The sequence below is a fragment of the Sandaracinobacteroides hominis genome, assembly GCF_016464365.1.
Taxonomy (GTDB): domain Bacteria; phylum Pseudomonadota; class Alphaproteobacteria; order Sphingomonadales; family Sphingomonadaceae; genus Sandaracinobacteroides; species Sandaracinobacteroides hominis.
In genome coordinates this window covers 757,091-771,492 of sequence record NZ_JADCUC010000001.1, presented here as the reverse complement: position 1 = coordinate 771,492, position 14,402 = coordinate 757,091, and the positions used below count along the sequence as shown (strand labels likewise).

Here is a 14,402-nt window from a genome sequence, read left to right as displayed (position 1 = left end):
CGGCGTCCTTGTCTTTTGTCCGCCGGAGCAGGGCTTAAGGAGCCGTTGCAGGCGGGATTGCACCCCAGAGCATCGGTGCCGCACCTGAGGGCAGGGCGTGATGCCGGAAACAGGAAGCGGGCCGGGATGCTGATGCTGCCCCGCCGCCCACTAAATTCCTATTGGGTGGGCGCCCTAGCATGGGGTTTCCGGCTTGCCAAGCGGGTGGCGGAGCTTAGCCCCTGCGCCTTTTGAGGATGAGGTATGCAGCGCCGGCGCCGCCCTGTGCGGCTTAGCCGCGCTTCCTTTTGAGGATAAGATAGGCGGCGCCCGCGCCGCCGTGTTTGGGGTGCGCGCGGCGGACGGCTGCGATGCGGCCAGAGAGCGCGTCTTCGCCCAGCCAGCGGGGGAAATCGGCACGGATGGCGCCGCGCGCGGGGCGCCCCTCCATCAGATCCGCCGGCGAGGGGCCGGGCATGTGGCCCTTGCCGGTTATCACCAGAATCGTGCGAATCCCGCGCGCTTCTGCGTCGTGCACGCGGCGATAGAGGAGGTGGCGGGCCATGTCGCGGCTGAGGCCGTGGAGATCTATGGTCATTTCCGGTTCGAGGCGGCCGGAGGCGAGGCGGCGATCCCAGCTGGCGTCCAGGGATTCGGTGGGCGTTGTCGGTGCGGGCTTTGGCGGCACTGCCTGCGGTTTCAGCCGGCGAGGCCCTGCTTCCTTGCGCAGGGGCGGCCGGGTTGCCGGCAGGGGCGTGGGTTCGACCTCTGCCGCGGCCTTCTGCGGCTCGAGCGGGGTGACGGTGGCGATGACCCGGTTCCAGAGCGCCTGCTCGTCGGCGTCGAGACGGCGGGTCATTGCGGCAGGCGCTGCGCCGCTGCGTTGGGGAGGAGGAGGGTGGCGTTGAGCGGGGAGGCGAGGCCGCCTGCCTTGCGCCCGGCTGCTTCGCCAGCGCCGAAGAAGATATCGAAGCGGTTGGCGCCCTTGATCGCGCCGCCGGTGTCGGAGGCGACGACGAGGCGGCTGTAGGGCTGGCCCTCCAGCGTCGTTTCCAGCCATACGGGGGTGCCCAGCGGCAAGACAGAGGCGTCTGCCGCGGCGTTCGCTTCTGTCAGCAGCGGCACGCCCAGGGCGCCAATCGGGCCATCGATGTCGGCCGGCAGCTTGCGCAGGAAGATGTAGCTGGGGTTTTCCCGCATCAGCGCGACACCCTCGGCCGGATTGGCTCGCAGCCAGGCCTTTATCTCGGCCATGCCGGCCTTTTGCAGGATGCCGCGATCCCGGAGCAGCTTGCCGATGGCGACATAGCTGTGGCCGTTCTGGCCGTCATAGCCGACGCGGAAGCTGCTGCCGTCTGGCATGGCAAGGCGGCCGGAGCCCTGGATGTGCAGGAAGAAGAGGTCGACCGGATCTGCCGCCCAGGCGAGTTCGAGGCCGCGATTGGCGAAGAAGCCGTTTTCGATTGCGGCGCGGTCGGGTGCGCGGGTGACCCGGCCTTTGCCGGCGAGGCCGCGGATGGTGCCGCCTTCGATGCCCCAGTCCTTCAGGTTCAGGTCCACCAGTTCCGGCGGGCGGGCGAGGATTGGTGCGGCGCCTGGCATGGCCGTTGGATAGGCCTTGATCTCGGGCTCGAAATAGCCGGTTGCGAGGCCCTTGCCGTCGCCTAGGCGAACCGGAGTGAAGTGGCGGGCGAAGAAGGTGGCGGGGTTGCTGTCGGCGTCTGCGCAGGCGGCTTGCCAGTCTTCGGCGCGGGTCAGGCCGGAGGCGTCCGCCCGCTTCAGCAGCCGGGGGCAGGCGCGGCGGAAGGCTTCGCGTGCTTCGGCAGTGGCAACAAATGCCGGAATGGCAGGCGCGACCCTGGCGACAATCGGGGCTGGCGTTGCAGGTGCAACTGCAGGCGGTGGCGTTGTCGGGGCAGGGGCCGGAAGCTGGGGCGCGGCGCAGGCGGCAAGCGCCGCGGCGGCAGCGAATGCCGCCAACCGCACCGGTTTCGCGATCACGCCTCTTCGTCGGTGGCGACGAGCAGCCAGGCCGGATCGCTGGAGGCAGTGTGCCGGCTGAAGGTCCAGATATCGTGCGTTTCGACCGACTGGCTTGGATCGCCGGCAATGACGCGGCCTTCGGCATCGCGGGTGACGCTGACGATTTCCGCGTCGAAACGGACGGTGATCTCGGCCATGGTGCCAGTCATGTGGGCGCCGACGATCTGCGCGCGATCCACCTGCAGAAGGCGGTTCTCGACGCGCTCCCCTGCCGCCTTGCGGGCATCGATGGCAGCCTTGAAATTATCCTGCATTTCGTCGGAGACGAGGTCGTTCAGACCGTCGGCGTCGCCCTTCCAGAAATGTTCGAGCACCATGGCATAGGCACCCTGGGCGCCTGCGAGGAAGCGTTCCGGCGAAAAGCTGCGGTCTACGCGGCTGAGCTGTTCGAGGCCCGGGCGCACGTCGGCGGCTACGTCTGCCGGGAGATCGATGGCAATCGGCGTCTCGGGCTCGGACCGGATCCGGCCTGCGGGGCGCACCTGATCGGCACCCGCCGGACGGAAGGGATCGGCTACCGGCTTTTCATGACCGGTACGGCGACCGAGAACATGGTAGAGCCGCAGGCCGATGAAGCCTGCCAGCATCGCCAGAAAAAGGATCTCGATCCAACCGCTTTGCATCACTACTGCCTTATCACCTGCTTCATCGGCGCCGGAAGGGCGGAAAATCCAGACCCAATACAACCCTGCAACCCATGCCCCCGATAGTGGTTTACGGTCGCATGGGGGCAAGATGCAACTATACAATGTGAAATAGGTGCGCTTGTTTGCGCCGCAAGTCCATCTCCGATCGGGAGTTTAGACCTCTGACCCGGCGCTGCGATGGGGCCGGCTGTCGCGGAGCGCCATTGGAAGCTTGTCGCGGAGCGCCATTGGAAGCTTGTCGCGGAGCGCTGCTTGCGGCGGGCCGCTGGCACTGCTAGCGCCGCGCTCGCGAAAACCTGGAGCCCGCCAGATCGAGCGGGCCAGCAGCGAGAGCCTGAAAATGACCGAACTTACCCCGGAAGCCGCCGAAGCCCTTGCAAATGGTGCAGATCTTGCTCCGCAGGCCGGTATCCTTGCGCAGTATGTCAAGGATCTCTCCTTCGAGAACCCCAATGCGCCGGCCTCGCTGCAGATGCAGGGGCAGCCGAAGATCGAGATCAATGTGAACGTGAACGCGCGTTCCGGCGGGCAGGACATGTTTGAGGTCGAGCTGAAGATCGACGCCAACGCCCGCACGCCCGAAGGCACGCTCGCCTTCCAGGTGGAGCTTCTCTACGCCGGCCTTTTCCGCCTGACGGGCGCCCCGCAGGAGGCCATCGAGCCGTTCCTGATCGTGGAAGCGCCGCGCATCCTGTTCCCGTTCGCCCGCCGTGTCATCGCCGACACCGTGCGCGACGGCGGCTTCCCGCCGCTGATGCTGGAGCCGATCGATTTCGGCAGCCTGTACCTGCAGCAGCTGGAGCAGCGCGGCGCGCTGGGCTCCGAGACGCTTGGGAACGCCTGACAGCATCCGCTGAAAGCACCGCCCCGTGTCGTTGATTCGGTCTGCCACCACGGTCGGGGCGATGACCCTGCTTTCGCGCATGGTCGGCATGGTTCGCGAAATCCTGATGGCCCGCTATCTGGGCGCGGGATTCGCCGCCGATGCCTTCCTGGTGGCGTTTCGCCTGCCCAACCTGTTCCGCTCGCTCTTCGCCGAGGGGGCGTTTTCCGCGGCCTTCGTGCCGTTGGTTTCGCAGCAGCTGGGCAAGGAGAATGAGCGGGAAGGCGTGGTGCGCGCCGTTCGGCTGACGGAGCAGGCGCTGGCGGTGCTGTTTCCGGTGTTGCTGGTGTTCACAATCGTCATCCTGGTGGCAGCGACGCCTATCGTGTGGGCGATGACCGGGGGGTTTGAGGACCGTTCGGTGGAGAAGCTGGAACTCACGGTCCAGCTGACACGGCTGGCCTTTCCCTATCTGATGCTGATTTCTCTGGCGTCGCTGCTGGGCGGGCTGCTGAACGCTTTGGGGCGCTTCTGGGTGTATGCGGCGGCGCCGGTGCTGCTGAACCTTACTTTCATCATCGGCTTTGTCTTTTTCCGCGGTGAGGACCCGGTTGCAACGGCGACGACGCAGGCGGTGGCGATTGCGATTGCCGGCATTGCCCAGTTCCTGTGGCTGTGCTGGGATTGCTGGCGCGTGGGCGTGTTGCCGCGCCTGACGATGCCGCACTTGACGCCGGAAGTTCGCACGCTGCTGCGGCGGATCGGGCCGGCGGCGATTGGCGCAGGCGCCACGCAGATCAACCTGCTGGTTTCCACGATGATCGCTGCCCGCAACCTGCCACAGGGGTCGGTTTCCTATCTCTATTATGCGGACCGGCTGAACCAGCTGGCGCTGGGGATGATCGGCGTGGGCATGGGCATCGCCCTGCTGCCGACGATGGGGCGGCTGATCGGTGCAGGCAACAGCGAGGCTGCCATTCACCAGCAGAACCGCGGCATCGAGTTCGTGCTGCTGTTCGGGCTGCCGGCTTCGGTGGCGCTGATTGCGTCGGCCGATGCGATCGTGGCCGCGTTGTTCCAGCATGGCGAGTTTTCGCAGGCAGATCGGATTGCCTGTGCGGCGGCGCTGCGGGCGTTTTCCACGGGGCTCGTCGCCTATATGCTGGTGAAGGTGCTGACGCCGGGCTTCCATGCGCGTGGCGATACCAAATCGCCGATGATGATTGCGCTGGTGGCGATTGGCGCGAACCTGATCGGCAACGTGCTGCTTTCCCGGATGCTCGACCATGTGGGGATCGCGGTGGCGACCTCGATCTCGGCCTGGCTGAATGTGGCGATCCTGGCTTGGGTGCTGATCCGGCGCGGCAATTGGCATCCGGACAGCGGCTTGTGGAAAACGGTGCCGCGCATGCTGCTGGCGGCACTGCTGATGGCAGTTGTGCTGGTGCTGTTGAACCCGTTCGTGCTGCCGATGGCGGAAGGGTCGCTGGTGAACCGGGCCGTCGGCATGGTGCTGCTGGTCGGCAGCGGCGGGCTGGTCTATGCCGGTTCGGGCTATCTGCTGGGCGCGTGGAGCCCCCGGCAGCTTATCGATTCATTTCGCAGAGGATAGACATGCTGATCGTTTCCGGCATCCAGCCGACGGGTAACCTGCATCTGGGCAATTATCTGGGGGCGATCCGCAACTGGGTGCTGATGCAGGACGCGCTGGAGGCCGGGAGCCGCGCCTTCTTCTTCATTGCCGACATGCACGCGATCACGATGAAGCAGGATCCGGCGAACCTGAGGCGTTCCACGCGGGAGATCGCGGCGGCGTTGATGGCTGCCGGGATCGATCCGGCGAAATCGGTGCTGTTCAACCAGTCGCAGGTGATGGAGCATGCGGAGCTGGCCTGGGTGCTGGGCTGCACGGCGCGTATCGGCTGGCTGAACCGGATGACGCAGTTCAAGGAAAAGTCGGGCAAGGACCGGGAAGGCGCCTCCGTGGGGCTCTATACCTATCCGGTGCTGCAGGCGGCCGATGTGCTGCTCTATAAGGCGACGCATGTGCCGGTGGGCGAGGACCAGAAGCAGCATCTGGAGCTGGCGCGCGATACCGCGACCAAGTTCAACAATGATTTCGAGCGCGAGCTGTTTCCGCTGCCCGAGCCGATCATGCCGCCGCAGGCGCTCAGGGTGAAGTCGCTGCGCGACGGCACGGCGAAGATGTCGAAGTCCGACCCTTCCGACCAGAGCCGCATCAACCTGATCGATAGCGCCGAGGATATCCGCAACAAGGTGAAGCGCGCCAAGACCGATCCGGAGCCACTGCCGGCGGACGAGAAGGGGCTGGAAGGGCGGCTGGAGGCGCGCAATCTGGTCGAGATCTATGCAACGCTGTCGGGGCGCTCGATCGGCGAGGTGCTGGGCGAGTTCGGCGGGCAGGGCTTTGGCGCCTTCAAGCCGGCACTTGGCGATTTGCTGGTGGAGAAGCTGGCGCCGATGAACGATCGCTATCGCGAGCTGCTGGCGAATCCGGCGGCGATCGATGCTGCTTTGGCGGAGGGTGCTGAGGCGGCGCGTTCCGTTGCGCGTGAGACGATGCGCGAAGTTCGCGACGCGGTTGGGTTCCTGTGACCGCGCGTGGAATTCGCGGTCGGACAATAGCCGCCTGATGCTTCCCGACCTTAAGGTCGGGCATGCCCATTGCCCTGTTGCACGGACGGGGGTGACGCTGCTGTTGCCGGATCGGCCGGTGGTGATGGGCTGCGATGTGCGCGGCGGCGGGCCGGGCACACGGGAGACGGATGCGCTGGAGCCCTCGACGCTGGTCGAGCGCGTCCACGGTCTGGTGCTTGCGGGGGGCAGCGTATTCGGACTGGAGGCGGCATCCGAAACGGCGCTGCTGCTGGCGCGGGACGGGATCGGATTGCCGGTGACCGACGAGGTCTTTGTGCCGGTGTTGCCGTCTGCCATCCTGTTCGATCTCGCCAATGGCGGCGACAAGAGCTTTGCGCAGGCTGGAGGGGCGGTGTCGCCTTATCCCCGGCTGGCGCGGGAGGCTTATGCTGCGGTGACGGCAAAGCCTGCCGAGGGGCTGGTGGGCGCAGCATTCGGTGCGCGGGCGGGCAGCAGGGCAGGGGGCATCGGGATGGCCCGTGCGCAGCTGGACGGCGGCGGGACGGTCGCGGCGCTGATCGCAGTCAATTGCTTTGGCGAAGTGCAAATGGGCGAACCGCCTGTTTCCGGGCCTGTACCGATGCCCAAGCTGCGCGGGTCGAGCGTCTATGGTGAAGGCAGCACGTGCATCGGCGCGGTGGTGACCGACGTGCCGCTCACGCGCCCGGCAGCAAAAAGGCTGGCGATGATGGCGCATGATGGCCTGGCCCGGGCAATCCGGCCGATCCACACGCCATTTGACGGCGACGCACTGTTTGCGATGAGCCTTTCCGATGACTCGCCGGCACGAGTCGATCCGCTGCTTCTGGCAGAGCTGGGAACGCGGGCAGCCGATTGCATGGCTATTGCCGTGCGGCGGGCGGTATCAGCACATCGTGATGCCGGGTGACGCTGGCGATCAGCCAGTCCTTGCAGGCTTCGATTCGGGCCAGCGAATAGGTATCCTTGTGCATCACCAGCCAGAAGTTGCGGATGATGAAGCGGTCGGGGAAGACCGGCACCAGCGCGGCGTCGGCATCGCCGATGAAGCAGGGCAGCACACCTATGCCCGCGCCTGAAGCGATCAGCGCATGCTGCGCGTTGATGCTGGAGGAGCGCAGCTGGGGATGCAGCTCCGGATCGGGGCAGATCTCGTTCAGATATCGGAGTTCGGGCGCATAGAGGAGGTCCGGCACATAGCCGACGAGCTGGTGTCCGTGGGCCAGATGCCGCGGGGTTTGCGGGGTGCCGTGGCGGGCGAGATAGTCCGGATGGGCATAGAGCCGGAGCGCATAATCGGACAGTTTGCGGAAGATCAGCGGGCCGGCCTTTGGCCGCGACAGCACGACGGCGATATCCGCCTCGCGCTTGGAGGGGCTGAGGAAACCCGAGCTGGCCACCAGATCGATCACCAGATGCGGATGCTGCGCGGCGAATTCTTTCAGGTGGCGGGCGAGAAACCAGCTGCCGAAGCCTTCCGAAACACTGATGCGGATGGCGCCCGAGAGCCCCTTTGCCGTGCGGCCGGTTTCGGAAATCGCGTCTGCAGCGCGCGCCATCGCCTCTACGCTGGTGAGAAGCTGTTCGCCGGCTTCGGTCAGCACCTGACCTTCGCGGGTCTGTTCGAACAGCGTGGCATCAAGCCGGGTTTCGAGGCGTTTCAGGCGGCGACCGACGGTGGTGGCGTCTACGCCCAGCGTGCGGGCCGCAAGCGCCAGCTTGCCAGAGCGCGCCACAGAGAGGAAAACCTGATAGTCGTGCCAATCATCCTGCATGATCGCAGCCTATACATGCATATTCACCGTTTGCCTGCGAGATTGTCATGCCGCATGGGAGCGCCCGGAGCATAGGGAGATTGCAGTGAAGACTATCGGCCATCTGATTGCGGGCAGCGCCGCGCCTGCCGCCGCGCAACGATTCGGCGACGTGTTCGATCCCAATGCCGGCGTTGTGCAGGCGCGCGTGGCGCTGGGAGATGCGGCCGCGCTGGAGGCAGCCGTTGCAGCGGCCCGGGCGGCGCAACCAGCCTGGGCGGCCACCAACCCGCAGCGGCGCGCGCGGGTGATGTTCGCGTTCAAGGCGCTGGTCGAGAAGAATATGGACCAGCTGGCGCATATGCTGTCGTCCGAGCATGGCAAGGTGATCGCCGACGCCAAGGGCGATATCCAGCGGGGGCTGGAGGTGATCGAGTTTGCCTGTGGCGTGCCGCACCTGCTGAAGGGCGAATATACCCAGGGGGCCGGGCCGGGAATCGACGTCTATTCGATGCGGGTGCCGCTGGGCATCGGCGCCGGCATCACCCCGTTCAATTTCCCGGCGATGATCCCGATGTGGATGTTCGGGGTGGCGATCGCCTGCGGCAACGCCTTCATTCTGAAGCCTTCCGAGCGGGATCCCTCGGTGCCGGTGCGGCTGGCGGAACTGATGCTGGAGGCGGGTGCGCCCGAAGGCATTCTGCAGGTGGTGCACGGCGACAAGGAAATGGTGGACGCCATTCTGGATCATCCGGAGATCGGCGCCGTCAGCTTCGTCGGATCGTCGGACATCGCCCACTATGTCTATTCCCGCGGGGTTGCCGCCGGAAAGCGGGTGCAGGCGATGGGCGGGGCCAAGAACCATGGCGTGGTGATGCCCGATGCCGATCTGGACCAGGTGGTGAAGGAGCTGGCGGGTGCGGCATTCGGCAGCGCCGGCGAGCGCTGCATGGCGTTGCCGGTGGTGGTGCCGGTGGGTGAGAAGACGGCGAATGCGCTGCGCGACAAGCTGATCCCGGCGATTGCGGCGCTGCGCATCGGTGTCTCGACCGATCCCGACGCCGACTATGGGCCGGTGGTGAATGCTGCGCACAAGGCGCGCGTGGAAGGCTGGATCCAGACTGGTGTGGACGAGGGCGCCGAACTGGTGGTGGATGGCCGAGGATTTGCGTTGCAGGGGCATGAGAAGGGTTTCTTTATCGGCCCGACCCTGTTTGACCGGGTGAAGCCATCGATGCAGAGCTACAAGGAGGAAATCTTCGGCCCGGTGCTGCAGATTGTCCGCGCGGAGAGCTTTGAGGAGGCGCTGGAGCTGCCCACGAAGCACCAGTATGGCAATGGGGTCGCCTTGTTTACCCGCAACGGCCATGCAGCGCGGGAATTTGCTGCAAGGGTGAACGTGGGGATGGTGGGGATCAACGTACCGATCCCTGTGCCGGTTGCCTATCACAGCTTTGGCGGCTGGAAGCGGTCGGCCTTTGGCGATCACAACCAGCACGGCATGGAAGGCGTCCGTTTCTGGACCAGGGTGAAGACCATCACCCAGCGTTGGCCGGATGGGTCCGCCGAAGGTGGAAACGCGTTTGTCATCCCGACAATGGGCTGAGCCTGTGAAGTATGATGACGCGGCATGGCATTATGGCGGGGATTTCCCCGCCGATCTGCCGCCGGCAGCGGGTGCGACGCATATCGGGCTGTTCGCCGTCTGGATGCAGCTGAACGGACATGGTTCGGCCTTGCATGCCGACGGCCTGGAGGGATTGCGTCGGCGCGCCGTGAATCCGGCCGTCTGGTTTCTGCAGAACTGCGACGAGAAGCTGACGGACGCCGATTTGTCGGAGGAAGGCAATCGCTTCGCCGAGCGCTATTACCTGCACGACGAGGAGCGCATCGAGGAAGGGGAGCCCTCTTATCTGGTGGATTATATGGGCCGCTTTCCGGATGCCGATGGCGCCTATTCGGTTGCGGACGATTGGGACAGCTATGACAGGCTGGCGCCGATATTGACGCATCGCTTCGCGCTGTGGCGCGGCGTGGAACAGAGCAGGGGTTGAGAATGGCTTACGAAACATTGCTGGTGGAAACCAGGGGCGCCGTCACGCTGGTGACGCTGAACCGCCCGCAGGCGCTGAATGCGCTGAACAACCAGGTGTTGCAGGAATTGCTGCAGGCCTTTGCCGCGTTTGACGCCGATCCGTCGCAGCATTGCGCGGTGCTGACGGGGAGCGAGAAGGCCTTTGCGGCGGGCGCCGACATCAAGGAAATGCAGCCGCAGGGTGTGGGCGACATGTTTGGCGACAATTATTTCGCTGGCTATGAGTTGCTGACGCGAACCCGCAAGCCGGTGATCGCGGCGGTTTCCGGCTATGCGCTGGGCGGCGGCTGCGAGCTGGCGATGATGTGCGACCTGATCATTGCGGGCGACAATGCGAAGTTCGGCCAGCCTGAAATCAAGCTCGGGGTGACGCCGGGGATGGGCGGTTCGCAGCGGATGGCGCGCGCCATCGGCAAGGCCAAGACGATGGAAATGTGCCTGACCGGGCGGATGATGGACGCCGCCGAAGCGGAGCGCTCCGGGCTGGTGGCGCGGGTGGTGCCGGCGGCGGAACTGCTGGCTGAGGCGATGAAGATGGCCGAGGCGATCGCCGCCATGCCGCCACTCGCCGCGCTGGCGGTGAAGGAACAGGTGAACATCGCCTTTGAGACGACACTGGCGCAGGGCGTGCTGTTTGAACGGCGGCTGTTCCACGGGCTGTTCGGCACCGAGGATCAGAAGGAAGGCATGAGCGCCTTCATCGAGAAGCGGCCAGGAAAGTGGGTGGGTAAATGACGACGGTCGCGTTCATCGGGCTTGGCAACATGGGCGGCGGCATGGCCGCCAACCTGGCCGCCAAGGGGTTTGCCGTTCGGGCCTTCGATCTTTCGGCCGAGGCACTGCAGAAGGCGGTTGCGGCCGGTTGCACCGCCTGCAGCAGCGCTGGCGAAGCGGTTGCGGGCGCCGAAGTGGTGGTCACGATGCTGCCGGCGGGCAGTCATGTGGCAGGCGTGTATCGCGATTCGGTCTTCGGCGCTTCGCCCAAGGGCACTTTGCTGATCGATTGCTCCACGATCGACGTGGGCACCGCCAAGACGTTGGGGGCCGAAGCGGATGCTGCGGGTCTCGTCGCTGTAGATGCGCCGGTTTCGGGCGGTATCGCGGCGGCCAATGCGGGAACGCTCACCTTCATGGTGGGCGGAAGTGACGAAGGTTTTGCGCGCGCGAAACCGGTGCTGGAAGCCATGGGCAAGGCCGTTATCCACGCTGGCGCCAGTGGGGCAGGGCAGACAGCGAAGATCTGCAACAACATGCTGCTGGGCGCCTCTATGGTGGCGACTTCGGAAGCGTTTCTGCTGGCGCAGAAGCTGGGCCTGGACCCGCAGCGCTTCTACGATATCGCGTCGGTTTCGTCGGGCCAGTGCTGGTCGATGACCAGCTATTGCCCGCTGCCCGGCGTTGGTCCGGAAAGCCCTGCGGACCGGGGATATCAGGGGGGCTTTGCTGTGGCGCTGATGTTGAAGGATCTGCGGCTGGCGGCTGAGGCGGCCGGGCTGGCGGGCGCAGAGACGCCGATGGGGGCAAAGGCGCTGGAGCTATACGAAGGCTTTGCCGCGACAGGGCAGGGCGGGCTGGATTTCTCGGCGATTATTCGGAGGTTGGGCAAGCCGGCCGACTGACCTTAGATGCCGTTTACCGGCTGGCGAATTCGGCGTTGGACGGACGTTTTACCTCGGGAGATTTCGATGGCGCGGGCTCCGGCCTGCCAGGTGAGGGAAGTAGGACCGCCACGACGGGCGATCTCTATGTGAACCGGGCGATGATAGGCACCGCGGCGGGGCGCCAAACCCGTTATCGCTTGTCGTGCCTGCGCAAAATGCTAAGGGCGGGGTGCGAGCCACAGAAGCGAGACGCGAGTTTTGTCGGGGATTTCCATTTCGCCAGTTTTGTTGTGCGGCGGTTCTGGCACCCGCCTTTGGCCCCTGTCTCGGGTAGACATGCCAAAGCAGCTGCAGGCCCTGGCACATGAGGAAACCATGCTGCAGGCAACAGCCTTGCGGGCAGCAACCGACAGCAACGGGCTGGAATTCCTGGCGCCGCTTGTCGTGTGCGGCGATGCGCATCGCTTTCTGGTCGAGGAACAGCTTTCCGATGTCGGCCTGACCCCGCGCGCGCTGCTGCTGGAACCGCAGGGCCGCAACACTGCGCCTGCAGTGGCACTGGCGGCGCACTGGCTTGCGGCTGCGGGGCAGGCCGATGCCTTGATGTTGGTGATGCCCTCCGATCATCTGATCGGCAACGAGGCGGCATTCCGGATCGCTGTTGCGCGGGCCGCCGCGACGGCAGCTGGCGGCCGTTTGGTCACTTTCGGGATAACCCCGCACGAACCGGCTACGGGCTATGGCTATATCGAGGCCGAGAACGGTAGCAGCGGACGTCACGATTCCAGCGGACTTCGCGATGTCAGGCGCTTTGTCGAGAAGCCCGACGCCGAGACTGCCGCGCGCCATGTCGCGGACGGGTTGATGTGGAATGCGGGCATTTTCCTGTTTAAGGCGTCTGCCTATCTTAAGGCTCTTCAGGCATTTGCGCCCGATGTTGCGGAGGCGGCTGCTGCGGCTGCTGGCGGCGGCGTCGCAGACGGCCTGGCATTTCGTCCTGATCCTGACAGATTCGCAGCCTGTCCGTCGATCAGTATCGACTATGCGGTGATGGAACGCTCGGACTCGGTCAGCGTGATGCCCGTGGAAATGGGATGGTCGGATGTCGGGTCATGGGATGCGCTCTGGCGCGTGACGGTGCCGGACGGAGAGGGCAATGTGCTGCGCGGTGCCGGCGCGCTGATCGGATGCCGCGACAGCCTGGTGCGCAATGATGGCGGGCCGTTCGTGGCCGGCCTTGGGCTTGAGGGCATGGTCGTCGTATCTACCGGCGATGCCGTGTTGATTGCACCGCGCAACAGATCGGAGGAAATCCGCCAGGTGGTGGACCGGATCGAATCGGAGGGTTTGACGCTCGCACGGTCCAGCCACGAAGTGCGCCGGCCCTGGGGGAGTTTTCGAAGCCTGGGGCAGGGCGAAGGCTGGCAGGTGAAGCGGATCGCAGTGAAGCCGGGCGGGCAACTATCTCTACAGCGGCACGGTCTCAGGGCCGAGACCTGGGTGGTTGCGTCGGGAACGGCCATCGTGACGGTGGGGCAGGAGTGCCGCCGTCTAGGGCCTGGTGAAAGTGTATTCGTCCCCGTGGGCGCGCTGCACAGGCTGGAAAACCCGGGCCCCGATCCGCTGGAGCTCATCGAAGTGCAGCAGGGCGAATATCTGGGTGAAGACGATATCGAGCGGCTGCACGACGTATATGGTCGAACATAGAGGGCGTCCCGGCCCCTGCCCCAACACATCGAGGACTGCATGACCACACAGAAGACTGCACTCATAACCGGTATTACCGGACAGGACGGCGCGTATCTGGCCGAACTGCTGCTGGAAAAGGGCTATATCGTCCACGGCATCAAGCGCCGGTCGTCCAGTTTCAACACCGGCCGCATCGATCACCTTTACCAAGATCCGCACGATGCTGGCGTGCGGCTGTTCCTGCACCACGGAGACCTGACTGACGGTGGCAACCTGATCCGGCTGCTGCAATCGATCGAGCCCGACGAAATCTACAATCTTGCGGCGCAGAGCCATGTGGCCGTCTCGTTCGAGCAGCCTGAATACACGGCCGACGTGAATGCGCTTGGCCCGCTCCGCCTGCTCGAAGCGATCCGGGCGCTGGGAATGGCCGACAGGACGCGCTTTTACCAGGCGTCCACATCGGAACTCTATGGCCTGGTGCAGGAAGTGCCGCAGCGCGAGACCACGCCCTTTTATCCGCGTTCGCCTTATGCCGTCGCCAAGCTGTTCGCCTATTGGTCGGTCGTGAACTACCGGGAGGCCTATGGCATGTATGCCTGCAACGGCATCCTGTTCAATCACGAGTCTCCCCGCCGAGGCGAGAATTTCGTGACGCGCAAGATTACGCGCGCCGCAGCCCGGATCAAATTGGGGCTGCAGGACTGCCTGTATCTGGGAAATCTGGATGCCTTGCGCGATTGGGGGCACGCCAAAGACTATGTCGAGATGCAGTGGATGATGCTGCAGCAAGATAAGCCGCGGGACTTCGTGATCGCAACGGGTGTGCAATACAGCGTGCGTTCGTTCGTCGAGGCGACTTTCGCCGAGCTGGGCCTGCCGATCTGCTGGCAGGGCGAGGGGCTCGACGAAGTGGGGCTGACCTCTGATGGCAGGCGTATCGTTGCAGTCGATCCGCGCTATTTTCGCCCGACCGAAGTGGAAACCTTGCTGGGCGACCCGTCGCTCGCTCGGTCGGAGCTGGGCTGGGAGCCCCGGGTGGGGTTCGACGAACTGGTGCGCGAGATGGTGGCCCACGATCTGAAGGCGGCCGAGCGAGAGAATCTTCTCAGGCAGCACGGCATGCACGGCTGA

At 65.2% G+C, this 14,402-nt stretch carries 14 protein-coding genes; 10 read left to right on the top strand and 4 right to left on the bottom strand.

Annotated features, from left to right (window positions below):
* Window positions 1-271: 271 nt before the first annotated feature.
* Genes IM784_RS03925 through IM784_RS03915 form a run of 3 tightly spaced genes read right to left on the bottom strand, consistent with a single transcriptional unit; the run spans window position 272 to window position 2,645 of the window.
* Entirely contained in the window at window positions 272-838 is a 567-nt protein-coding gene (locus IM784_RS03925) for a Smr/MutS family protein (protein ID WP_199553945.1), read from the bottom strand.
* Window positions 835-1,980 (bottom strand): murein transglycosylase A, encoded by a 1,146-nt coding sequence (gene mltA / locus IM784_RS03920; protein ID WP_328799435.1) that lies wholly within the window; start codon window positions 1,978-1,980, stop codon window positions 835-837. The genes IM784_RS03925 and mltA overlap by 4 nt, the downstream gene beginning before the upstream one ends.
* Window positions 1,977-2,645 (bottom strand): Tim44/TimA family putative adaptor protein, encoded by a 669-nt coding sequence (locus IM784_RS03915; protein WP_199553944.1) that lies wholly within the window; start codon window positions 2,643-2,645, stop codon window positions 1,977-1,979. Before IM784_RS03915 ends, mltA begins: the two co-directional genes overlap by 4 nt.
* A gap of 364 nt (window positions 2,646-3,009) precedes the next feature.
* On the opposite strand from IM784_RS03915, the gene secB reads away from it, so the two are divergent.
* From secB to IM784_RS03895, 4 genes are read left to right on the top strand one after another with little or no spacing between them, the layout of a single operon-like run.
* Window positions 3,010-3,513 (top strand): protein-export chaperone SecB, encoded by a 504-nt coding sequence (gene secB, locus IM784_RS03910; protein WP_199553943.1) that lies wholly within the window; start codon window positions 3,010-3,012, stop codon window positions 3,511-3,513.
* A gap of 25 nt (window positions 3,514-3,538) precedes the next feature.
* A complete protein-coding gene (gene murJ, locus IM784_RS03905) occupies window positions 3,539-5,104 on the top strand; it encodes a murein biosynthesis integral membrane protein MurJ (protein WP_199553942.1) in 1,566 nt (521 codons plus the stop codon).
* Window positions 5,105-5,106: 2 nt separating this feature from the next.
* Complete coding sequence (gene trpS, locus IM784_RS03900) at window positions 5,107-6,108, top strand: tryptophan--tRNA ligase (RefSeq protein WP_199553941.1); 1,002 nt, start codon at window positions 5,107-5,109, stop codon at window positions 6,106-6,108.
* A 37-nt stretch (window positions 6,109-6,145) separates the two neighbouring features.
* On the top strand, window positions 6,146-7,039 hold the full coding sequence (locus IM784_RS03895) for a P1 family peptidase (protein ID WP_199553940.1): 894 nt from the start codon (window positions 6,146-6,148) through the stop codon (window positions 7,037-7,039).
* Here IM784_RS03895 and IM784_RS03890 read toward each other — a convergent pair.
* The gene (locus IM784_RS03890) at window positions 6,993-7,904 is read right to left on the bottom strand and encodes a LysR family transcriptional regulator (protein ID WP_199553939.1); all 912 of its coding nucleotides are present in this window, start codon (window positions 7,902-7,904) and stop codon (window positions 6,993-6,995) included. The genes IM784_RS03895 and IM784_RS03890 overlap by 47 nt on opposite strands.
* 85 nt (window positions 7,905-7,989) lie before the next feature.
* Between IM784_RS03890 and IM784_RS03885 the strand changes: the two genes are divergently transcribed.
* The 6 genes from IM784_RS03885 to gmd all read left to right on the top strand — a co-directional run bounded on the left by IM784_RS03885 (window position 7,990) and on the right by gmd (window position 14,402).
* Complete coding sequence (locus IM784_RS03885; RefSeq protein ID WP_199553938.1) at window positions 7,990-9,489, top strand: CoA-acylating methylmalonate-semialdehyde dehydrogenase; 1,500 nt, start codon at window positions 7,990-7,992, stop codon at window positions 9,487-9,489.
* Window positions 9,490-9,493: 4 nt separating this feature from the next.
* The gene (locus tag IM784_RS03880) at window positions 9,494-9,937 is read left to right on the top strand and encodes a DUF7832 domain-containing protein (RefSeq protein WP_199553937.1); all 444 of its coding nucleotides are present in this window, start codon (window positions 9,494-9,496) and stop codon (window positions 9,935-9,937) included.
* Between the two features lie 2 nt (window positions 9,938-9,939).
* Complete coding sequence (locus tag IM784_RS03875) at window positions 9,940-10,713, top strand: enoyl-CoA hydratase (protein ID WP_199553936.1); 774 nt, start codon at window positions 9,940-9,942, stop codon at window positions 10,711-10,713.
* Window positions 10,710-11,597: a 3-hydroxyisobutyrate dehydrogenase gene (gene mmsB, locus IM784_RS03870; RefSeq protein ID WP_199553935.1), complete on the top strand. Its 888-nt coding sequence runs from the start codon at window positions 10,710-10,712 to the stop codon at window positions 11,595-11,597. Before IM784_RS03875 ends, mmsB begins: the two co-directional genes overlap by 4 nt.
* A 240-nt stretch (window positions 11,598-11,837) precedes the next feature.
* Complete coding sequence (locus tag IM784_RS03865) at window positions 11,838-13,286, top strand: mannose-1-phosphate guanylyltransferase/mannose-6-phosphate isomerase (RefSeq protein ID WP_199553934.1); 1,449 nt, start codon at window positions 11,838-11,840, stop codon at window positions 13,284-13,286.
* Between the two features lie 39 nt (window positions 13,287-13,325).
* Window positions 13,326-14,402: a GDP-mannose 4,6-dehydratase gene (gene gmd / locus IM784_RS03860; RefSeq protein ID WP_199553933.1), complete on the top strand. Its 1,077-nt coding sequence runs from the start codon at window positions 13,326-13,328 to the stop codon at window positions 14,400-14,402.